This is a genomic window from Paraburkholderia sp. UCT31 (assembly GCF_014397655.1).
GTDB lineage: Bacteria > Pseudomonadota > Gammaproteobacteria > Burkholderiales > Burkholderiaceae > Paraburkholderia > Paraburkholderia tuberum.
In genome coordinates this window covers 131,073-153,322 of record NZ_VZQP01000002.1, presented here as the reverse complement: position 1 = coordinate 153,322, position 22,250 = coordinate 131,073, and the positions used below count along the sequence as shown (strand labels likewise).

General features: G+C 58.5%; 21 protein-coding genes. 8 read left to right on the top strand and 13 right to left on the bottom strand.

From position 1 onward, the window contains the following. Positions 1-710: 710 nt before the first annotated feature. The 7 genes from F6X40_RS01940 (at position 711) to xth (ending at position 10,172) form a co-directional block, all read left to right on the top strand. Positions 711-3,401: a TonB-dependent receptor plug domain-containing protein gene (locus F6X40_RS01940; RefSeq protein ID WP_187626648.1), complete on the top strand. Its 2,691-nt coding sequence runs from the start codon at positions 711-713 to the stop codon at positions 3,399-3,401. 130 nt (positions 3,402-3,531) lie between these two features. After that, positions 3,532-5,148, top strand: coding sequence for a peptide ABC transporter substrate-binding protein (locus tag F6X40_RS01935; protein ID WP_187626647.1), 1,617 nt, complete (start codon positions 3,532-3,534; stop codon positions 5,146-5,148). 17 nt (positions 5,149-5,165) lie between these two features. Next, positions 5,166-6,101 (top strand): ABC transporter permease subunit, encoded by a 936-nt coding sequence (locus F6X40_RS01930; RefSeq protein ID WP_187626646.1) that lies wholly within the window; start codon positions 5,166-5,168, stop codon positions 6,099-6,101. A gap of 1 nt (position 6,102) precedes the next feature. Continuing rightward, positions 6,103-7,053 (top strand): ABC transporter permease subunit, encoded by a 951-nt coding sequence (locus F6X40_RS01925; RefSeq protein WP_222945966.1) that lies wholly within the window; start codon positions 6,103-6,105, stop codon positions 7,051-7,053. Position 7,054: 1 nt separating this feature from the next. Continuing rightward, the gene (locus tag F6X40_RS01920; RefSeq protein WP_187626645.1) at positions 7,055-8,056 is read left to right on the top strand and encodes an ABC transporter ATP-binding protein; all 1,002 of its coding nucleotides are present in this window, start codon (positions 7,055-7,057) and stop codon (positions 8,054-8,056) included. Continuing rightward, positions 8,053-9,072 carry an ABC transporter ATP-binding protein gene (locus F6X40_RS01915; RefSeq protein WP_184067462.1) on the top strand — a complete coding sequence of 340 codons (1,020 nt, stop codon included), beginning with the start codon at positions 8,053-8,055 and terminating at the stop codon, positions 9,070-9,072. Before F6X40_RS01920 ends, F6X40_RS01915 begins: the two co-directional genes overlap by 4 nt. A 323-nt stretch (positions 9,073-9,395) precedes the next feature. Next, positions 9,396-10,172: an exodeoxyribonuclease III gene (gene xth / locus F6X40_RS01910; protein WP_187626644.1), complete on the top strand. Its 777-nt coding sequence runs from the start codon at positions 9,396-9,398 to the stop codon at positions 10,170-10,172. Between the two features lie 51 nt (positions 10,173-10,223). Here the strand turns inward: xth and F6X40_RS01905 are convergent, their stop codons facing one another. Next, positions 10,224-12,341, bottom strand: a complete 2,118-nt coding sequence (locus F6X40_RS01905) for a prolyl oligopeptidase family serine peptidase (protein WP_187626643.1) — start codon at positions 12,339-12,341, stop codon at positions 10,224-10,226. 282 nt (positions 12,342-12,623) lie between these two features. Between F6X40_RS01905 and F6X40_RS01900 the strand changes: the two genes are divergently transcribed. Next, entirely contained in the window at positions 12,624-14,135 is a 1,512-nt protein-coding gene (locus F6X40_RS01900) for a tyrosine-type recombinase/integrase (RefSeq protein WP_187626642.1), read from the top strand. 3 nt (positions 14,136-14,138) lie between these two features. Here the strand turns inward: F6X40_RS01900 and F6X40_RS01895 are convergent, their stop codons facing one another. From F6X40_RS01895 to F6X40_RS01840, 12 genes are all read right to left on the bottom strand, one after another. Beyond that, positions 14,139-14,360, bottom strand: a complete 222-nt coding sequence (locus F6X40_RS01895) for a helix-turn-helix domain-containing protein (protein ID WP_316251780.1) — start codon at positions 14,358-14,360, stop codon at positions 14,139-14,141. Further along, entirely contained in the window at positions 14,357-14,791 is a 435-nt protein-coding gene (locus F6X40_RS01890; protein WP_187626641.1) for a hypothetical protein, read from the bottom strand. Before F6X40_RS01890 ends, F6X40_RS01895 begins: the two co-directional genes overlap by 4 nt. Before the next feature lie 641 nt (positions 14,792-15,432). After that, the gene (locus tag F6X40_RS01885; protein WP_187626640.1) at positions 15,433-16,179 is read right to left on the bottom strand and encodes a hypothetical protein; all 747 of its coding nucleotides are present in this window, start codon (positions 16,177-16,179) and stop codon (positions 15,433-15,435) included. 114 nt (positions 16,180-16,293) lie between these two features. Then, on the bottom strand, positions 16,294-17,100 hold the full coding sequence (locus F6X40_RS01880; protein ID WP_187626639.1) for a hypothetical protein: 807 nt from the start codon (positions 17,098-17,100) through the stop codon (positions 16,294-16,296). 125 nt (positions 17,101-17,225) lie between these two features. After that, complete coding sequence (locus F6X40_RS01875; RefSeq protein ID WP_187626638.1) at positions 17,226-17,462, bottom strand: hypothetical protein; 237 nt, start codon at positions 17,460-17,462, stop codon at positions 17,226-17,228. A 243-nt stretch (positions 17,463-17,705) separates the two neighbouring features. After that, positions 17,706-18,080, bottom strand: coding sequence for an HNH endonuclease (locus tag F6X40_RS01870; protein ID WP_187626698.1), 375 nt, complete (start codon positions 18,078-18,080; stop codon positions 17,706-17,708). A 735-nt stretch (positions 18,081-18,815) separates the two neighbouring features. Further along, the gene (locus F6X40_RS01865; RefSeq protein WP_187626637.1) at positions 18,816-19,235 is read right to left on the bottom strand and encodes a hypothetical protein; all 420 of its coding nucleotides are present in this window, start codon (positions 19,233-19,235) and stop codon (positions 18,816-18,818) included. Positions 19,236-19,524: 289 nt separating this feature from the next. Then, positions 19,525-19,698 (bottom strand): hypothetical protein, encoded by a 174-nt coding sequence (locus F6X40_RS01860; RefSeq protein WP_187626636.1) that lies wholly within the window; start codon positions 19,696-19,698, stop codon positions 19,525-19,527. Between the two features lie 84 nt (positions 19,699-19,782). Then, positions 19,783-19,980, bottom strand: coding sequence for a hypothetical protein (locus F6X40_RS01855; RefSeq protein WP_187626635.1), 198 nt, complete (start codon positions 19,978-19,980; stop codon positions 19,783-19,785). Between the two features lie 49 nt (positions 19,981-20,029). Then, positions 20,030-21,076: a hypothetical protein gene (locus tag F6X40_RS01850; protein ID WP_187626634.1), complete on the bottom strand. Its 1,047-nt coding sequence runs from the start codon at positions 21,074-21,076 to the stop codon at positions 20,030-20,032. A 97-nt stretch (positions 21,077-21,173) separates the two neighbouring features. Beyond that, entirely contained in the window at positions 21,174-21,482 is a 309-nt protein-coding gene (locus tag F6X40_RS01845; RefSeq protein ID WP_187626633.1) for a hypothetical protein, read from the bottom strand. A gap of 337 nt (positions 21,483-21,819) precedes the next feature. Beyond that, positions 21,820-22,002 (bottom strand): hypothetical protein, encoded by a 183-nt coding sequence (locus F6X40_RS01840; RefSeq protein WP_187626632.1) that lies wholly within the window; start codon positions 22,000-22,002, stop codon positions 21,820-21,822. Positions 22,003-22,250: the final 248 nt, after the last annotated feature.

Sequence of the window (22,250 nt, the reverse complement as noted above, 5' to 3'; positions counted from 1 at the left end):
TTTGGTGCAATCTCAGAATACCCATAGACAATTTCATTACATATACCTTTCATATTACTTTCGATTTAGTATGGCAATAGGCACCAATTGAAGACCAGCTACCACCCACAAATGCCTACGCATAGCGCGAAGCAACCTTACAGAATCGCTTTCTTACACTTATTACCGTTCATTTCAACGGCACATTAATCGCCCAGAATTAGGGAATTTAATTGCCATGGATCATTTTTTATTTAATGCACCAATTCTGTAATTAAGCATTCTTACGGTGCGTAAGCTGCACCAAATGGTAATTAAAATAAGCCGTCTAACTTTATTTTTTTCTAATGGAAACTTTCCTGCGTTCTGTTACGCGCGAGGAATGCCTTATTTCCAGGCACTACCCGCGCGACACAATTTTTCGTAACTCTGAATTCCTAAGCAAATCAATCGCTTCGATGCATTTGCGGAGGCCGCTCAAGGCCTTTCCGACGGTCCGCGACCTCACACATGGCATATCTCGTGCTCTTGCTGCGCTCGCTTCAAGACCAAGGCGCGCGCGTCCGACACGATCGGCGACGCACCCTGGACGGGATGTGCGGGACGGCGCGGGGATGCGCCGGACAGCGAAGAACTCGCTGACGTCAACGCACTGCATCGCACGCGCAACTCGCGCCTGCGTTTGCGTGATCGTTCAACGGAAGTGGCCTTAACAACAAGAAGGAGCGCAAGTGAAACAAAAGCGATTGGCCTCAGCCATCAAAAGAATCATTGGTGCCGAGCTGGTGTTGACAGCGGCGTTCGTCCCGCTGGCACACGCACAAAGCCAACCTGATACAGCGGCCGTTCCGACGGCCGCAAGCACGCCAGCGGCGACTCCCCCCGCCGTCAGCAAGCTCGAAAAAGTAGAAGTCACCGGTTCGCTGATCCGCACATCGGACAAGACCGGCAACGTCGAAGTCCAGACCGTTACAGCAAGGGAAATCCAGCAAAGCGGCTACACGACCGTGGCCGACTTCCTGCGCGGCATGTCTGCCAACTCCGCGTCCAGTTGGGGTTCAACCACGATGAACGGCACGGCGCCGGGCGGCTCGGGGATCGCATTGCGCGGTCTGTCCGAGAAGTACACGCTGGTGCTGGTCGACGGCCAACGCGTCGCGAACTACGCACAGGCGGTGAACTTCACCGACACGTTCTTCGACGTCAACACGATCCCGCTGAACATCGTCGATCACATCGAAATCGTGAAGACGGGCGCCGTGTCCGCATACGGTTCCGACGCGATTGCCGGCGTGGTCAACATCATCACGAAAAAGAACTTCCAGGGTCTTCAGGTCGACGGGCAGCTCGGCAAGGCACAGCATCCGGGTAACGCTCAGGGCAACTTCAGCGTGCTCGGCGGCTTCGGCGACCTGAACTCGGATCGTTTCAACGTGACGGCAGCCGCCAGCTACTATCGCGATTCCGGTTCGACGCTCGACCAGCGCGACATGACCAAAAACGAAGACTTCAGCCAGTACCCAGGTGGGTCGGCGGGTCCTCTGGGTCCGAACCAGCAGTCATTCTGGCAACTGCCGGACGGCTCGACCGCCGCGTTGAGCCCATGCCCTCCGGGCAGCACTAACGCGGCGGGCGCATCGTGCGTGTACAAGAACGCGAACACGTACTCGCTGATTCCACAGACGACGCGTCTGAACGCGAAGGTGCGTGGCACCTTCAAGATCAACGACGACATACAGGCTTACGCCGACTTGTGGGCGAGCCGCAACGAGACGGTCCAGTACTTCGGCAGCCCGGCCATCAGCAGCGTGTCGAACGTGTTCAATCCAGTGACCGGCTCGGTGTCGCAACTCGACCGCACGGTGTCGGCGCTGAATCCGTACAACCCGTACGGTGTCGATACGCCGATCAACCTGACCTTCCCGGGCATTGCGCAGCGCGCAGACACGGCATCGACGTTCTGGAAGGCCTCGACGGGCGTGAAAGGTTCGTTCACCACGCCGAAGGCCGGCGACTGGGACTGGTCGGTGGACTACGGTCATTCGCAGAGCACGGTCGACACGACGTACTCGAACATGATCAACACGGCCGCGCTTGAAAACCTCCTCGGCCCGAACGGCGGCTACAACTTCGCGAACCCGGCATCGACGCCGAACGGTCTGAACGGCCTGTTCCAGAACGACTACCAGCAGGCGATCTCGAAGCTCGACAGCGTGACGGCGAAGACCTCGACCGGCAATCTGTTCAACCTGCCGGCTGGCCCGGTCGGCATCGGTTTCGGTACGGAATTCCGTCACGAAAGCTCGCTGATCAACCCGCGCACGTACTCGTCGCAAGGGATCGTCGTGCCGGCGAACGTTCAGTCCGTCGACGGCGAACGCAACATCGCGGCTGTGTATTACCAGATCGATATTCCGATCATCCACAACCTGACGTTCACGCAAGCGGGCCGCTATGACCACTATAGCGACTTCGGCGGCGCGTTCTCGCCGAACTTCGCACTGCGCTTTCAACCGGTCCAGATGCTGACGACGTACGCGTCGTACAGCCGTGGTTTCCGCGCGCCGACGCTGATCGAAAACTCGCAGGCAACCTACCTGGCTCACCAGAACCTCGTCGATCCGAACGACCCGAGCGGCGTGCCGACCAAGCACTTCACGACGGAACAGATCAACGGCAATCCGAACCTCCAACCGGAGCACACGAAGAACTACAACATCGGCTTCCAACTGTCGCCGGATACGTCGACCGATATCGGTGCAGCGTTCTACAAGATTCATATCGACGGCGTGATCGGTACCGACGATCCGAATGCCGTGCTGGATGCCAACGACCCGTCGAGGGTCGTGCGCAATCCTGACGGCACGATCCGCTACATCTCGCAACAGTTCATCAACCTCGGCTCGCTGGATACCGACGGCTTCGACATGAACTTCCGCAAGTCGGTCGGCACGAAGTACGGCACGTTCACGCTGTCGGGCGACTGGGCGTACGTGTGGCACTTCAAGCTGAACAGCCCGGGCGCTGCAACGCAGGACTTCGCGGGTAACAACCTCGCGCTGCTGCAACCGTTCGGTGCGTCGAATCCCCGCTGGAAGGGCAACACGAGCCTGACTTGGGATTACCGCAAGATGACCACGACGCTGAGCTGGCAGTACACGGGTCCGTACACCAACGCAGTGGCAGCCGAGTTCGGCGACGGTGGCACGGGTTCGGTGGCGTCGTATAGCCAGTTCAACCTGATGATGACGTATCGCGGCTTCAAGAACTGGACGATCTATGGTGGCATCCAGAACATCTTCGACAGGACGCCGCCGTTCGACGTGGAGTGGCAATCAACGCCGGACATCACCGGCTACGACCAGTCGCTGTACACGAATCTGGGCCGCTTCTTCCAGATTGGCGCGACCTACCGCTTCTGATCGTCGCAGCGGGCTTGATCGCAGGACCGTAGGTCTCCTCTTGCCTCTTCTTCGTTGTTGAAGAGGATTGGCGGCGGTGCCTCGCGCACCGCCAGCTTTTTTGCTATTCGGATGCCACTTGAAATACGCAATGAAACCGATTCACGCCACTCGGGCGGCGTTGGCCGCGTTGGCGCTCGCCCTTCTCTCTCCCGCCCACGCCGTGACGATCCCGCCCGGCGTCGCGCTCGCAGCCACCCAGGAACTCACGCGGCAAACACCCGTCGAGGCAGAATCGATCGACCCCGCGCATATCGAATCCTGGGCCGCTAATACCATCGGCCTCGACCTGTTCGAAGGTTTGACGCGAATCGCCGCCGACGGTGCGGTCGTGCCGGGCGTCGCGCAATCGTGGAGCCGCAGCGCGCCCGATACATGGATCTTCAAGCTGCGCCACAACGCGCGCTGGAGTAACGGCGAGCCGGTCACGGCCGCCGATTTCGTCTATTCATGGCAACGCGTGGTCGATCCGAAGACCGGCTCGAAATACACGATCCTGGTCGAGTTCGTGAAGAACGCGAAGGCGATTCTGGCGGGCAAGGCGCCGCTCGCGAGTCTCGGCGTGCGCGCGGTCGATCCGTACACGGTAGAGGTCAGGACCGAAGACCCGACCGCGTTCTTTCCGCAACTGACTGCAATGTCGACGATGGCGCCGGTGAACCGCGCGACGGTCGCGAAGTACGGCGACGAATGGACCCGTCCCGGCCACATGGTCAGCGACGGTGCGTATGCGTTGAGCGACTGGCAACCGGGCAACCGTCTCGTGATGGTGAAGAACGACAAGTACTGGGATGCGAGCAAGGTCGCGATCACGAAAGTCACCTATCTGCCGATCGAAAGCGACGAAACGGCAATGCGGATGTATCAGGCCGGCCAGTTTGATTACACGTATACGATTCCGTCCGGCATCTATAACCAGGTCAGCAAGCAGTTCGACTCCGAACTGAAGACCGGGATGTTTATCGCCACCTACTACTACTCGCTGAACAACGCCGACCCGGCCTTCAGGGACAAGCGCGTGCGCGAGGCGCTGTCCATGGTGATCGACCGCAACCTGCTGACGTCCAAACTGACCGCAAGCGGCGAGTTGCCGCTGTACGGCCTGATTGCAAAAGGCACGCAAGGCGCGGCGCAATTCCAGCCCGACTGGGCCGCGTGGCCGATGGCGAAGCGCATCGAAACCGCGCGAGACCTGCTGAAACAGGCGGGCTATTCCGCTGCAAAGCCGTTGACGTTCACGCTGACATACAACACCAACGACCTGCACAAGAAGGTCGCGCTATTCACGACGTCGGAATGGCGCACCAAGCTCGGCGTCAACGTGAAGCTCGAAAACGTCGAGAACCGCGTGCTGCTGAAAATGCGCCACGACGGCAAGGTGCAGGCGTCCCGCGACGGCTGGTTCGTCGACTACAACGACGCGATGTCGTTCTTCGACCTGATCCGCTGCAACAGTGTGCAGAACGACCAGCACTACTGCAATCCGAAGGTCGATGCGTTGATCGATCAGGCGAACCAGCAGATGGACGAAGCGAAGCGCACCGCGATGCTAACGCAGGCGCACGACATCGCGATGAACGACTATCCGCTGATTCCGATGTTCCAGTACTCGGCGGTGCGGCTCGTGAAATCGTATGTGGGCGGCTATTCGCCGACCAACTACGTCGATCAGCGGCAGTCGCAGGACATGTACATCATCAAGCACTGAGCGCAAGGAGCCTTGCCATGCTGGCTTATACATTGCGCCGCGCGTTATGGGCGATCCCGACGATTCTCGCCGTGATCACCGCGTGCTATCTGCTGCTGCACCTGACGCCCGGCGGCCCGTTCGATTCGGAGAAGCATCTGTCGGCGGCCGTGCTTGCCAATCTCGACGCGAAATACCACATCGATCAGCCGCTGTGGAAGCAGTATTTGCTCTACATCGACTCGCTGCTGCACGGCGATCTCGGCGCGTCGTTCCGTTACACGGACTGGTCGGTCAGCGAACTGGTGTGGAAAGCCCTACCGGTCAGCCTCGGCGTCGGCGGCATTTCGGTGCCGATCGCGCTGGTGATCGGTGTGGCGCTCGGCACGGTTGCGGCGGTGCGCCGCAATGGCGTGATCGACTACGGCGTGATGTTGCTCGGCAATCTCGGCAGTGTGGTGCCGCCATTCATCCTCGGCCCCGTGCTGGTTTGGGTCTTCGCGATCCTGATCAAGCGCGGCGAGCATGGTCTGCTGCCCGCTGGCGGTTGGGGTGACGGCGACTGGCACTACCGCGTATTGCCGATCGTACTGCTCGTGATCATCAACGTATCGACGATTGCGCGCGTGATGCGCGGCAGCATGATCGAAGTGCTGTCCGGCAATTTCATCCGGACCGCGCGCGCGAAAGGTCTGGCCGGCCGCACCATCGTCTTGCGTCATGCGCTGAAACCGGCGCTGATGCCGGTCGTATCGCTACTCGGCTCGCTGTGCATTTCGTCGATCACCGCTGCGGTCGTCACCGAATCCGTATTCGCGCTGCCCGGTCTCGGGCAACTGGTCGTGAACGGCGCGATCAATCGCGACTACACGCTGGTGCTCGGTCTGGTCGCATTGATCACGGCAGTCGCGGTCCTGTTCAATCTGCTGGTCGATCTTGCTTACGCATGGCTCGATCCGCGCATCCGGTACTGACATGAAGATCCGTCTATTCAACCTGGCCGCGCGTGCGTTCGTCGCGCCGCCGGCCGATGCGGCGTCCGCAGGCGGTTGTGTGTCCGGCGGCATCGTCACGAAGACTTCGCGCGGACCGTTCGCGATTGCCGGCATGCGCTTTTTGCGTAATCGCGCGGCATTTGCAAGTCTCGTGATCCTGCTGCTGATCGTCGTCGCATGCTTTGCGGGGCCGCTGTTTCTGCCCAACAATCCGGTCGACAGCGACTGGGGATCGATCAGTCTGCCGCCGTCGTGGCTCGGCATGCATCTGTTCGGTACCGACGAACTCGGTCGCGACCTGCTCGCGCGCACGCTGGTGGGCGGGCGCGTATCGCTCGAAGTCGGGTTGCTCGGCACGCTGGTGTCCGGACTGATCGGCGTCGCGTGGGGCGCGACAGCCGGCTTCATGGGCGGACGCGTCGATGCCGTTATGATGCGCGTCGTCGACATGATGTACGCGATTCCGTACATGCTGATCGCGATCATGATGATGACGCTGTTCGGCCGCGCATTCTATCTGGTCGTGCTGACCATCAGCGCGTTTTCGTGGCTCGATATGGCGCGCGTGGTGCGCGGTCAGACGCTGTCGCTGCGTTCGCGCGAATTCGTCGATGCGGCGCGTGCGACTGGCGTCAGCACCCGCGCCATCATCGCGCGGCATATCGTGCCGAACCTGATCGGCGTGGTGGTCGTGTATGCCACCGTCACGGTGCCGTCGATCGTGCTGACGGAATCGGTGCTGTCGTTTCTCGGACTCGGCGTCCAGGAGCCGATGACGAGTTGGGGCGTGCTGATCGAAGACGGTGCCCAAAAACTCGAATCGATGCCGTGGCTGCTGCTCTGCCCAGCCGTCATGCTGTGCGTGACGCTTTATTGCGTGAACTTCGTCGGCGACGGTTTGCGCGACGCTCTCGACCCCAAGGATCATTGACATGGCGCTACTCGAAGTGAAGGACCTGAGTGTGCGCTTCACGCGCCGCGAAGGACCGCCGGTCGATGCGGTCCAACGCGTGTCCTTTTCGCTCGACGCGGGCAGCACGCTGGGCATCGTCGGCGAATCCGGGTCGGGCAAGAGTCAGACCGTGATGGCGCTGCTCGGTTTGCTGTCGTCGAACGGCAGCGTGTCGGGCACCGCACTGTATCGTGGCGAAGACGGCGGCGATCTGCTGACGATGAACAACGCAGCGCTGAACAGGATTCGCGGCAACCGGATCGGCATGGTGTTTCAGGACCCGATGACGGCGCTCAATCCGTTTTTGACCATTGAACGGCAGATGACGGAATCGCTGCAATTGCACAAGAAGCTGTCGCGTCGCGAAGCACGTCGGCGTGCCATCGAGATGCTCGACACGGTGCGGATTCCCGATGCCGCACGCCGCATCGGCATGTATCCGCATGAGTTTTCCGGTGGTATGCGGCAGCGCGTGATGATTGCGATGGCGTTGCTGTCCGAACCGGAAATTTTGATTGCCGACGAACCGACTACCGCGCTCGACGTCACCGTTCAGGCGCAAATCATCGAATTGCTGCGCGAACTGAATCGCGAGCGCGGCACGGCAATCGTCCTCATCACGCACGACATGGGCGTGGTCGCCGGTTTGTGCGATACCGTGATGGTGATGTATGCAGGGCGCACGGTCGAGCAGGCAGACGCGCGCGCGCTGTTCGCCGCGCCGACCCATCCGTACACGATCGGCCTGTTGAACGCGCTGCCGCGCATCACCGACGACGACGACCGCCCGTTGCAAACCATTCCGGGCAATCCGCCTTTGCCAGGGCAAATCGGCGCGGGCTGCGCGTTCGCACCGCGTTGTTCGTTTGCAGACGATACTTGCCGCACCACAGTGCCGTCGCTCGACGCGCGTAGCGATCTGGCGGGTGCATTGCGCGCGTGCCACCGTCCGGTTCCAGCCATTCTGGGGGCCGTTCGATGAACCAACATTCCGCTTGCAACAGTACCGAACCGCTGCTGTCGGTGAACGAACTGAAGGTGCATTTCAGCGTGCCGCGCGGCAAATTACCGTGGTCTGGCAAGGCCACGCTGCGCGCTGTCGACGGCGTGTCGTTCGATGTACGGCGCGGCGAAACCGTCGGGCTGGTGGGTGAATCCGGTTGCGGCAAGTCCACGCTCGCGCGCGCGATCGTCGGTCTTGCGCCTGCGTCGGGCGGCAGCGTCAAGCTTCATGGCGTCGAAACCGTGCAAGGCGCGAAGCGCGATCTCGGCATCTTGCGGCGCGACGTGCAGATGATCTTTCAGGACCCGCTGGCGTCGCTCGATCCGCGCATGACGATCGAGCAGATCGTCGCGGAGCCGTTGATCACGCATCGGCCCGATGTCGCGCGCGCCGATGTGCGCGCTCGCGTGCTGACCATCCTCGAACGCGTCGGCCTGAATGCGCAGCATCTGCGGCGCTATCCGCATGAGTTTTCGGGCGGGCAATGTCAGCGCGTCGGAATTGCACGGGCATTGATCAGCGAGCCGCAACTCGTGATCTGCGATGAACCGGTGTCCGCGCTCGACGTGTCGATTCAAGCGCAAATCGTTAATCTATTGCGCGACTTGCAACGCGAACTGTCGTTGTCGCTGCTGTTCGTCGCGCACGATCTGGCCGTGGTGAAAGCAATCAGCCATCGCGTGATGGTGATGTATATGGGGCGCGTGATAGAGTTCGGCGAAAAACGCGCGCTGTACGCGGCACCTGCGCATCCCTATACCCGTGCATTGCTGTCGGCCGTACCGGTTCCCGACCCGACCGTCGAGCGCGCGCGACGGCATCTGCTGCTTCAAGGCGAGATTCCGTCGCCCTTGCAACCGCCGTCGGGATGCGCGTTCCGCACGCGCTGCCCCGCCGCAATCGACGCATGCGGCGATGCGCAACCGCAAGCGGTTTCCCGGCAAGGTGATGCACGGCGGGTTGCGTGCATCCGGGTTCCCGTTCCTACCGAATAGCGCCTGTTTCATGGGCGGGAGTTCAACAACCGGGACAGCGGCGAAAGCCCACGCTCGACCGGCCCGAGCTGATGGCCTCGTGATGGGCCAAAAGCAAAAAGCCCGTTCAAGTTCCCATGAACGGGCTTTGTCTGGCGGAGTGGACGGGACTCGAACCCGCGCCCCCCGGCGTGACAGGCCGTATCATATAGGCTGCGACGCCGGACTGGCATGGCGTGTGACTCCCGAGTAACGGAACACCACTCGTGAAATGGTATATCGATACGTATATCAGGACCACATCAAGTAAAATATTTATTGAAAATCAACAGCTTGTGCAACCGATGAAAATCGCCACCTGGAACGTCAACTCCCTCAAAGTCCGCCAGCAACACGTCATCGACTGGCTCGCGAGCAGCGGCACCGACGTGCTGTGCCTGCAGGAACTGAAGCTTCCCGACGAAAAATTTCCGCGCGCCGAACTCGAGGCGGTCGGCTATCGAAGCTGGTACGCGGGTCAGAAAACCTATAACGGTGTCGGCATTCTGGTGCGCGAAGGTTTGAACGTCGACGAAAGCAGCATCGTGCGCAACATCCCAGGTTTCGAGGACCCGCAGCAGCGCGTGATCGCGGCAACCATCGACGGCGTGCGCATCATCTCCGCGTATTTCCCCAACGGCCAGGCGCCCGGCACCGACAAGTTCGCGTACAAGCTGCGCTGGCTCGACGCGCTGCACGACTGGCTCGCAACCGAGATGACGCTGCATCCGAAGCTCGCCTTGCTCGGCGACTACAACATCGCGCCCGACGATCGCGACGTGCACGATCCGAAGGCATGGGAAGGTCAGAATCTGGTGTCGCCCGAGGAACGCGCGGCGTTCGTGCAGCTGATCGGCCTCGGCCTGCTCGACGCGTTCCGCCAGTTCGAGCAGCGGGAAAAAATCTATTCGTGGTGGGACTACCGGATGATGGCGTTCCGTCGCAACGCGGGACTGCGCATCGATCACATCCTGCTGTCGAAGGCATTGGCCGACATCTGCTCGGCGTGCGACATCGACAAGGTGCCGCGCAAGTGGGAGCAGCCGTCGGATCACGCGCCAGTGTTCGCGCAGCTGGGCTGATCCGGAATACAGCGACGAAACGAGGCAGCGCTGCCTCGCGTCCCTATTGCTTCAAGCGCCGCCCAGCACACCCCACAAGAACCCGAACACCATCGCATCATGCTCGGCCTGCTCCAACTCATCGGAGCCGCCGTGGCCGCCTTCCGTATTCTCCCGATACCACACGTGCTGCGCGCCCAGCGCCTGCATGCGCGCGGCCATTTTGCGCGCATGGCCGGGATGCACGCGATCGTCGGCGGTCGACGTCGTGAATAGCACCGGCGGATACGCGACACCCGCCGCGAGGTTGTGATACGGCGAATACGCGGCGAGCGCACGCGCTTCATCGGGTTCGTCGGGGTCGCCGTACTCGTCGATCCACGAGGCGCCCGCATGCAGCAGGTGATAGCGGCTCATATCGAGCAACGGCACCTCGCAGACGACCGCGCCGAATAGCTGCGGCCGCTGCACCATGCAGGCGGCCACGAGCAAACCGCCGTTGCTGCCGCCCTGAATGCCGAGCTGCGCGGCGCTCGTCACGCCGGTCGCGATCAGCGCCTCGGCGACCGCGATGAAATCATCGAACGCGCGCTGGCGATGCTCGCCTTGCGCCGCCGTGTGCCAGCGCGTGCCGAACTCGCCGCCGCCGCGAATATGCGCGACCACGTACACGCCGCCGCGTTCGAGCCAGCCGATGCCCTGCCCCGTCAGATAGCTCGGCAGCAGCGGAATCGCGAAGCCGCCATAGCCGCTCAGCAGACATGGGCGCGGCGGGCTTTCATCGCCCGGCGACGACGGCGCTTCCTTCGGCCCAATCACCGTGTAGGGTACGCGCGTGCCATCGGCCGATACCGCATGTCCGCGCGTCACCGCAACGCGCGTCGCGTCGAACTGCGTCGGCCAACGGTCGAGCAACTCCCATTCGCCGGGCTCCTCGAGCGCGAGATCGGAGAGCCAGTAGGCGGGCGGTTGCAGATAATCGTCGGTGTCGACGAACACTTCGTCGTTCAGTGTCGACTCGACCGGCGACACGTCGACCTGCGCATCGCCGCGCGACGCGAATACGCGCTCACGCCACTGCCAGGTGCCGTCCTCGCGCTGCGACGGCGTCCAGATCAGCGTCTTGCCGCGCACGTCGTCGAGATACGACACGATCAGATGATGGCACGTATGCGACCACTCGCAGGCCGAGGTCAGCGGCGTCGGCGTGAAGAGCGGCGTCACGTCGCGCTCGCCGCGCAGAAACGCGTCCTCGCGAATCGCGAGCAGCGCGCCGCCCGGATAGCGCGCGAGATTGCCGTCCCACTCGCATTCCCAATCGAGCCGCGGCTCGAGCAACAGCCAGCCCTGCCACGCCCCCACCGCGACGTGCGATGGCACTTCGTAACGATGCCAGGCGTCGCTAGCGTCGTCGAGGTAATACGTGTGCGAATCGAAAAAGTCGACGCTGCTCGTCACCGTATGCCGGCGATCGACCGGATCGTAATGCGCCTCCACGCCGATGTCGCCAAACTCGCCGCGAAACACGACGGGCGCATCGGCGAGCGCCGTACCGCGGGTCCAGCGCCGCACGTCGCGCGGATAACCGGAGCGCGTCAGCGTCTTGCGCCCATTGTCCCAGCCGACGTACAGCGTATCGCGATCGATCCACGACACCGTGTGCTTGCCCGCCTTCGCAATCGCGAAGCCATCGTCGACGAAACGCCGCGCGTCGAGATCGAACTCGCGCACGACGAGCGCATCCGAACCGCCCGGCGACATCGTGATCAGCGCGCGGTCGCCGTCCGGATAAAGGATATCGAGATCGACGCAGACCCACGGCGTGCCGTCGGCCGCGCCGAGCGCGTCGAAGTCGAGCAGGTTCTGCCACACCGGCGCGCCGTTGCGCCATGCGGCCCACACGGTGCGTCGCCAGATACCGCGCGGATTGCGCTCGTCCTGCCACAAATCGTAGGCCCAGTCCTTCCAGCGATCCGGAATCACCGGACGCTCGCGCGGCAGATAGGCATCGGCGAGCCGCCGTCTGAGCGTGTCGAACGACTCGCCGCTGCACCACGCCACGCGGGTGCGCGCATTCTGCGCGTCGACCCATGCGAGTGCGTCAGCGTCGTACAGCTCTTCGAGCGACAGGAAAGGATCGGGGGAAAGCGGCCACTCGAACGGGGCGGGAGAAGCTGAAGAAGCTGGCATCGTCGGCTGTTGGATCGGAACAGCGTTGATTATGCCTCGTGCGCGGTGGTTGACGGTTTGCCGCGGGGCGCGCTGCAACAACGACGAAGGCGGCCTGAGCCGCCCCCGCCTGCCATGCAGCATCGCTCAGAACGAGCGTGTCAAGGCTCCAGATTGAGCTCCTGAAATTGTTGCACAGGCTAGAACGCGCTTGTACACTGGAACCAAAGCCTGATAAGGGTTTCCGGCGTGATTCTTTACCACGTGGATGTACCACAGACCATTTCAAAAAGACCGCGAAAAATGAGCGAACATGTAGTTAAACGGGGCAACCGATATTATTACCGGCGCCGCGTCCCGGTTGATTTAGTCGATGCTTTCGGCAAGTCCGAACACCAGCAAGCGCTAGGCAGTGCGAAACGTTCAGAGGCGGACAAACTAGCCCGTCAAGCGGCTGTCGAGCTTGATCGCATCTTCGATAAGCTCCGCGCTGAATTGAACGCGCCCAACGTTCCGGTCTCGGCAACGCCGGACTATGGGCCGATCGCACGGGAGGCGGCTGAGGACGCTGAGCTAGATATGTATGCGTCCGCCGCTCTGTTTGAGGAGCCTCTAGACGTTCAATTCGCCAACCATGATGAGCAACTAGCGCGGGAGGCTCGCCAAGCCCAACGCCGACAGCAACGCGTGGCGGATATGAAAGAGGCTATACGCGGAGTATTAGGCGATACCAATGGACATGCGCCCCACATCGTTACCGCGCTGGCAGCGCTCGTAGTGCCCCCGCAAGCTCCCACCAAGGCCGCGCCCGCCCCACTGGAAACGCGGCCTATGGACCGCTCGTTAGACACGCTGGCGCGCCTATGGGAGAAAGACCGACAGCCAGAGTCGCGCGCGGCCCTCGCATTCCATCGCGCGGTGGACCGTTTCCACGCAAAGATGGGGCGCGTTGCCGTGCCTCGCATCACTAAGGCGCAAATCGTTGCCTTGAAGGACGCGCTAGAGGCGGAAGGAGTTGGGCCTACCTCTGTCGATCAAACGCTTAACAATCTCCGTACGCTTTTCACCTACGCAATTGGCAAGGCATGGATAGAGACCAACCCCGCAACAGGCGTTAAGCGCGAGGGCAAGAAAAAGCACGCGCGAACCGCGCGCCCTCCTTTCGACCTGGCTACGCTTAACCGCATATTTGCACACCGCATCTACACGGAGGACTACCGGCCCGAAGCGGGACGCGGAGAAGCCGCGTATTGGCTCCCTTTGCTTGGCCTATACACAGGCGCACGTGTTGAGGAGCTTTGCCAGCTAAGCCCGGATAACGTACATGAGGAGAGCTACCGGGACGACAGCGGTAAAGAGCGCAAAGCATGGGTAATGCAATTGATCAACAGCGAAGAACACGGCCAGAGCGTTAAGAACTCGTATAGCGTCCGCCGTATCCCGGTCCACCAGGAGCTTATACGCTTAGGTTTTGTGAAGTACGCGCGGGCGCAAACGGGTAAGCCCCGTATATTCCACGAATTACGCAAGGACAAGTACGGCGTAGAGTCCTCGCTTTGGTCCGCGTGGTGGATTCAAAGAATGTTACGGGCCGAGTGTAAGCCCACTAGCCCTAAGATGGTCTTTCACTCGTTCCGCCACACATTCAAGGACGTATGCCGTGAATGCGGCATTACCAAGGAGATAGCGGACGCGCTGCAAGGCCATAGCGAGGGAGACGCGTCAAGCAACTACGGCGGGGAGTTTTTCCCGTTGCGTCCGCTTGTGGGGGCTATGGCGTCCTACGCGATACACGGATTGAAGCTACCCGGCTAGCGATCAATCTCGACAGGCAAGCAACGCGTCTACCTGTTCAATCGGAATGAGTCCGCATTGGTTGTAGCGGAGCTTACCCGCGTCCATCAATTTGCGCACGGTGGGGCGGCTCAAGTTGAGCATTTCTCCCGCTTGCTTTGCCGTAGCCTGGCTCGGTCTTGGGTGGCGACCCGCGTAGATCGAAACGGCCCTAACAGCCATGTCGATAGCTTCCTGCTCGGTCACGTAGCCTCCCTCGGGCGCTCCGCCTCGACAGATAGGTGTATGACCTCGCAAAGCTTCACGGCCTCACCGAGGACGGCCAACAGGTACCACTGCGCGTCGCGGGCGGCCACAACCCGCATCCAAGTCTCGTGTAACGGCTCAATCTGCGATAGAAGTTGCTTGTACCGCTCACCGCCTGCCCTGTTGACCTCCTCTAACTTCCTATCCTTGTCTGGGTCGTACTTCGGGTCCAACTTGCGGCGGACGCTAACGTAAGATTCCTCAAGTGGTTGCATGATCGTGGAAACCTCGTCAAAGCGGGACATAAGATTATTCTTCTCATGCTCCAGTTTTCGTACTTCCTCACGCGTTAGCTTTGGACGGTCCCTAATAGCGTCTACCGCCTTCCGTATCGATGCGGGGCCAAATAATGAATAGTCGATGTCGCTCACGGTCTCTCCTAGTGAAAGACCAAGTTTAGTCATCCAACGCGCAAACGCGTAAACTTTAATACGGAGTACATATTATCTGTAAGCCGTTTTGCGCAACCGTTGACACAGCCGATTGCGCGCTAGCTACGGACGAGCAAAGGCCACCGCGCGTGTTTCAGAGCGGCGGACGGTTACAACGTGACTGAATTGGGCTCGGCGACCCTGTCGGCAGTTGACACCAGCCAATTTATTTCCGATGGGAGCTTACAGAATTCGCGTGCATCTCATCCCGCAAGCTTTGCACATCGTAAGCGTTTTTATCCGCTTTCTGAATCAACTGTCCAAGCTTTGCGCTGTCTTCCTTTACATCTGATTTTAGGTCCGATAAGTCGTGGCTCATCCCCCAAAAGAAAAGAACGACAGAAATGAGTACAACGATTATCCCTATGACCCCGCCCGCATATCCTACGATTCTGTCAGTAGTCCACTTGCCGGCATCCGACTCACTAGGACCCTTTGGAGGCGGCGCGGGGACGTAATTCAAGCCATACGGCGCGAACCCCGTACCGGGCTCAACGTTGACACGCGCATCCGGCGAAGTCTCCGACGTGCCTAGATTCCCTCGTAAGGGCGTATTGGGGCGCGACGGTATTGCCGGGCTGTTATTTCTGCTTCGCCCCATTTCCCTTAAGTCCGAGTCCGTCCATCTCTGAATTGAATTTCACCAACTCTCTTTTGAAGGCAAAAAAATGCCGCTCCATTTCTTCCGTCACATTTTTTGTATTAATCAACGGCGAATAGTACGTCTGGTAGTCAAAATTGGAGTTAATAAAACCTTCCGCTGGGGCGGTGGCGTCTATCGCACTATCGTATATTTGATAGATGCAATTAGTGAACGCACCTTTAGCAGCATCCAATTTCCCCTTACCGGAATGAGTACGACTTTCAAACTGCAACGTAAAATTTGCTGGATAGTCGTGCACTGGCAATCGGGTAATCTTAGAGATTAGATCGCTACTGCCATCCCCTGACGCTTTGTAGCGATGTTCGGCAACAATTCCGATACGACGGATGTTATCGAGTTTCAAAACACCTTGAATAACACCCCAAACCCTCTTAAAATCCCCAAACGCGGCCTCCAAGTCGATGTTCCCATTCTGCTTCTTATATACGTCCCTTGTGATCACCACATTATCACGATCTACGTAAAGGATATTACCTTGCTCTTGGTCCATCAAGCTGACCACACCCGCTGGAGACGGATCGGCGATTAGAGTGTAAAAAGTCTCGGGTAAAGCTGAACCGCGCGCATCCATCAGAGTGTCAATAAGTAGCCCGCGCATTGATTCCACGCGGAACGCGCGGTTTCCGGGACGGAATCCCAGAGTCAGCTTTTTAACGATCGACACAAAGTCCCCGACGTGAGAAGTTTAGCGTGACAGCGTACACTCATTGCTGATCCGCAGCAATGCCGGACCGGGGGTCTGCGCCGCGAGCGCAGACCCATTGAACGGTGTAATGAGCTAATCGCAATCGCGCACAATTCCCGTATCAACTGTCTCAAACATATCCGCCAGTACGTCCTCGTCCGCTATTCGCTGTGCGGCTTGCTCCTGAGCTTGCTCGATTACCACCTTACGGGCCGCCTCGTCCCACTCGGCCTTACGGATTAGCTCAAGTACCCTAGCTTGGTCATCCCTGGATACTGACTCTTTGAGCCATACCCATATGGAGATTAGCTTTCCGTTGACCTTGACGCGTACCCGGCCCTCATGCCGCTGTATCGTCCTAGCCTCACCTCGGTAATGGGCCACGTTCCCTATAAAGTACACCCTATGGATACCCTCTCCAAAAGCTGATTCAGAGGCGTTTCCGCTTTCGGGCCTCCCCGCCAAAACCAGCTTACGCAACTTGGTTAGCGTATCGTCCGCGTCACTAGGAAAGTATCCGGCCTGGCGCAATAGCTCGTGCATGGGCTCTTTCTGGTAGCTCTCAAGCGGCGCGTACCATACCTGCTTATCGACCGCCTCCCCTTCCGCCCCGATGGCGCGCAGAGCGATTGCAATCAGGTATTCATGGCGGGCCGGGACGGTCATACCGTCTACCGCGTCCTGGTGGGCCAGATATGCTCGCAGCAATTCCAGGGGCACGCGGGAGCTACCTGTAAAGGCCGGGAGGTGAATCAATTTATAGGGCAAGCGGGGCGCTCCAGCCTTGCGGCCAATCTGAGCACTCAACTCCTTGACCCGCTCCTTGATATACCGCCGGATATCCTCCTCCGCCTGCCTAACATAGGCCGACTCTCTGGCCCGCTTATCCGCCGTGCTCATGTATTCTCCCCCGAACGTCCACTACCTTATTCTTTCTTCTATAAAGAATAGTAGGAAAGTATCCATGATACCACGTCAATCCATCAAAACCCAATACTGACAAGGGTTTCAGAGAATTCCACCGATTACGCACCGGTATCCAGCGAGATATCCGCCCCGCCAAATTCGAAGGTAACCGGGGCGCACGCCCGTGCATCCCCTTTGCTAACCCATAGTTGGACCGCTCTTTTACTGGTAACGGCTTGTATTCGCTCCAAGCGTAGCCCGTCTTTATCAATACCCTTAACCAAAATATCAATAATACGAGGTAGCTCCGCGTACCATTGAACGTCACTCATCGGGCCGATACTAGTATTATCCATTTGCATTCCTAAAATTCTATTTTGACAACGTTGTTCCGGCAACGGTTAAATCTAAACACAATGGGGTACGCGTTTTTACGAGCCGATACGGTCTATCTCTCATCTTCACATACGGTCTGCAATCATAGAAACAAACCGCAGCATCATTAGCCTCTTTCCTGCTACTGAATACCTGTGAGCTAAGCATAAAGTGAATACAACGTATCTTCCATCCTGTTAATCTCATATGATTGCCCTCTGTTATTACCAGCTACCATCTATCGGATATCCATCCGGTCCGAACCCACGTTTAACCTTAAACCCTCGGTCTCTATTGGTCTTATCCACATGACACAGATTACATAGATACTGCAAGTTAGCATCATCATTAGACCCGCCTTGCTCCAATGGCTTAACGTGGTCTACTACACCGCGTAGGTCCACCCGTTTGCATGCTTGGCATGTATATTGGTCTCGCTGCTTGATTCGATCCCGTATCTTTCCCCAAGCGTGGCCGCTAAGGTCATCGATACGTGGTGCGCTCGTTGCTGCTAAGCGCTGCTTTTGCTTGGTCGTTAATGGCTTGCCATTACGTTTAATCGAGTTACTTACAGCACAGCCAGGACAACTCCATTCCATGCCAGCATGTCCCGGCTCAGGCCATTTGTGCTTAGCGCATTCGTATTGGTGTTCCAAAGATTAATTCTCCTATTTCGTAAAATAGACGCAAAATGGGTTGACGGAAGGAATATGCTGGTATAGAGGGGGGGTATTGAGAATTGCAAAGGTTAAAACCCGCAGCGCCGACAGGTTCCCTTCGTTTTAACCAATGACGCAATTTATGCTCTTTTTTTCGAGGGCAATCGGGATTAGCGGGGTATTTATCCCTGAATATCCCATATCGCTAGGTTGGCAACTCCGTAGGGTTACCCGTAGCAAATTGCCTATCGGCCTCAAGCTCACATTCGTTCTCACGAACCAGCCAAAACCACAGGCCGGGGATTAGCCCAGAGCGGACGGTCTCCCCGTGCGTTTCCCACAAATTAATGCGGGTCTCGGCGGGTGATTTCTGGACCTCGTACCGCCCTCGTGCATTCCGCTTGAGGCCCAACCCTAGACGGCGCGTAAGCTGCGCCTCCTGCCTTGCCAATCGCTCTACAGCGGCATGTACCGGGTTAGGTTTCGGCGACCCCGTCGCCGTGGGGACCGTAAGCGGCGCGCCCTTGGCCTCGGCTCGTGCATCGTCCATCTGCGCGCGCACCTCGGCCAGGCTCTCCGCCAAGATCCGGTCCGCGTCCGTCCATTCCGTGCGCTGCGCCTTGATAGCTTTAAGGTGCGTCGCTGCGCTGCGCTGTTTGCTCCTAGCTCGTGCCATTAGTGGACCTCCCTGTTATTAACGCCGGTCTCAACGGCGCAAAGCTCCTGGGCAATCCGGCTAATCTCGAACCACTGACGGGCGCTACGGAGCAATTCCGCCTCGTCATTCGGTCTACGGCGCGTGAGGCCGCACAGCCGCTTGTACTCAACCAACTCACGATTACCTTCCCGCATAGAAGCTTGAGCGATGCTCAGCAGGCGTCCGAGCTTTCCAAGACGACAATCCACGGCCCTTACGCAGACTTGATCGGCCTCCGCAGCGCTGCGGAACTGCCACTGCATACCTGGGCCATAGGTCCGGTTAATAAGCTCAGTTCTCAGCCAGTTATTGTCTTTGCTGCCGCGCTTTCCGCCCGTTACATGGTCCGGGCGAATGCTGATTCTCTGGCATGCGTCCAGTAGGTCACGGCGGCTCATTGCTCCTCACCCTCAAAGCTGGCCACCAACTCCGCAACGGCGTCACGCGGCACGCCAAGCTCACCGGCTAGACGACTAAGACGGGCGTAGATTCGGGGATTGACTCCCGCCGTTACCGTTCGGTCCAGTTCTGCCCCGGCCAGTACGAACCGGGGTTTATGTGCGTTGGCAAGCTCGAAAGCGCGGCGGCGGAACACGGAAGCTACCGTCAATCCATCTGCATTGGCCCTTAGGTGCAACGAGCGCATAGCGGAAGCGCTAATTCGCAATGTGATATCGGGGTTATGAATCACTCAACCTCCGCGCCCGCGATTTCGATAGCCAGCAAGCGGAGCTTAGCCATATCTCGAATCTGCTCAAACTGCGCCACGGATTTACGGTGGTCGATAATTTGCGCCTCAGAGGCGGACACAATGCGGTTAAGCTGCTCGTCGGAAAAATTGGCGTCAATAATGAATTTCATCTTAGTCGTCCTCAATAAGTCAGGCGGAGATTTCCGCCCGTGAATGTGTTAGTTACAAGTTACAGCTTGTGCGGCCTCAGCGCCTTAAAGCCCGACCAGCCCGATAAGCTCAGCCCGCAATTCCGCTTTGCGCGCCTCGCTAGGGCGGTTAAACACTACTTCCCGCCAAATAGCTGCGGCCCGATGCCCCACGTTTGCTGCGGCTTGCTCCTCGGTCTGACGAGGCGTGGCAATACGCATTTTCGAAATGTCTGGTACTGCTGGAATAAATAGTTTGCTCACGATGTCCTATCCTTAGTGTTATTGGAGAGGCCGAGGCCCCTCCCGTGTCTTACGCGACGTTCAATGCAACCGGATTAACCAACAGTTTCACGTCCGCATAACGGGTAACACGGAAAGCGGTAGTGTTAGTGGTGAACATCGATTGAGCCGCCATTGAGCCGGTGGGCGCGCTATCCATAACGATATTCGCTTGGTCCGAATGCTCGATAACCATTGCACCGTTATATACGGCGGTACGCTTAACGTCAGCGAGCAGAAGAGTCCCGCTAGGCGCGGCCAGTACCGGCAAGCAGGCCAGGCCATTCCAGAATCCGCCGTTAGGTGATACCTGAGTTTCAGCAGCGGAGCGCAAACCGCCGAGAGTTTCCGGCGAGCCGATCCAAACTGCTCCGCGCAAATCACCTGGGAACGAAGCGTAAGCGGCCTTAACGGTCGTCTGTGCGGTACCGGCGGCGGCAACCATCGCATCAATAACAGCCTTATCTACAGCGTTATTAGCCGCGTTGGTAAGGTTGCTCTCCACCCAGGCCAACACCTCAGCGCTAGCGAGTGCCAAGAGTTCATTATTCATGGCGACGATAAGCCCGAACTTACGCGCGCTATCCAGCACAAAATCACTGGCCGGAGCCGCAGCCGGATACATACCGCCCTCAGGAATCTCCACAGCCGACAACATAGCGTTCTGGGTCAGAGCACGGACTCCCGGAGGGAGATTCGGCGCGCCCATCGCAACAAACATTTCCACCAGCGAACGAGTAACGACAGGGGCCAACACTTGAACGCCTGGGGCCTGCGATACGTATGCAACGTCAGTACCTGCAACCGTGTACGGTGCGACGGCGGACTTAGTAATATCGGCCTGAATGGCCCGCATTTCCGTAAGCGATTTATAAACCGATTTGCCCGATACGCCCGCGTAGCTCTTAGCTACTGCGTCGCGCATGTATGGCGGCAATTTGTTAGCGCCCAACGCCTTTGCAATAACTAGGCTGATTTGTTCGCTACGCGTCAGCACAGCCGGGTTAAGCGAGTTAAGGTCAATCTCGTGCGACTTCAGGGTAGCAGCGAGTTCGATAGTATTTTTAATATACGACATATGTAGCAATCCTAATTAGGTTGGGGTTAAGGTAGCCTGAATTATTACCGCAAGACGGATTAGGCCATTCGGCCCGCCTGCTAAATGTTGGGTGGCGTTATTTCTGCGCTATGCTTGGAAGTATCACCAAGCCCGTACGCCGCTGTAATGCCTGTTCCGCTTGTTGCTCCTCGCTGGGGAATAACGCCCGCATATCCTCGTACTGCTTCATGTTGCTATGCTGGCTGATATCAAACAGCCTTGGCTCGTCCCCTAGCCAAACTAGTTTTACCCTGTCCGGGTTTTCTGCCGAATACTCGATTACTCGCTTAATGTAGTCCACTTTATCTCTATGTTTCCTGGTCTCTCGTTTCCGTTTAGCTTGCGCACGCATCCGTTTAACTAGTGCCCTAATCAGCTTTTGCATTAATACTTTGCTCCTTTACCTGCTACCGTCATTCAATACACCCCAAAGAACAACCAACCCGTAATAGGATTGGGGTAACTCAGGCCGGAGGTGCTACTGTAGGTCCAATAGATTCCGTTAGAGTCAATTGTGATAATCGGCGGAGGCGTTTGGTTAGATATGTGCTTAAACATAAAGTCAGGCTGGAAAGACCAAAACGGTATTCCGTCCGACATATCGCACGCCGCACTACCGGTAAATCCTTTCACCTGCGCGTAGCCCTTAATGCGACCAATACGGTCTGACGTATCTAACAGCGCGACGCCTGACGCATTAAATATTTGGAGACCCGCTGGCATTACTTAATTTTGTCCGCGAGTTTTTCCGCTTGTTCGCGCAGCAGATCACAAACGGACCTATCTAGCTCCACGGCCAACAAGCGCAAGCTTTTAAGGGTGGCTGGCGTTACGCGCAGCGAGATTACCCGCGTGCCGTCCTCAGCGTACGGGCGGGTTACGGTGTTGCGATGAACCTTTGTCATAAGTACTCCTATTGATTGTTTACAAAAAGATATGCACGGTCTCTCCTGTGTCTCCTCCGGGAAGGGACTCAGGACAAACCACGCGCGGGGTGTGAGGTGTTTCTCTCGGTCTGTGTGAGAGGGAATGTAGCGGGCGCTTACGCGGCTCTCTCCTCATTTAATACGTGGGGAGTGGATTTTGTCGGGTCAGCTTGTTGAGCCTACAATTCGCTAGTATAATTTGTCGGCTCAAATCAGATAGACCGAGG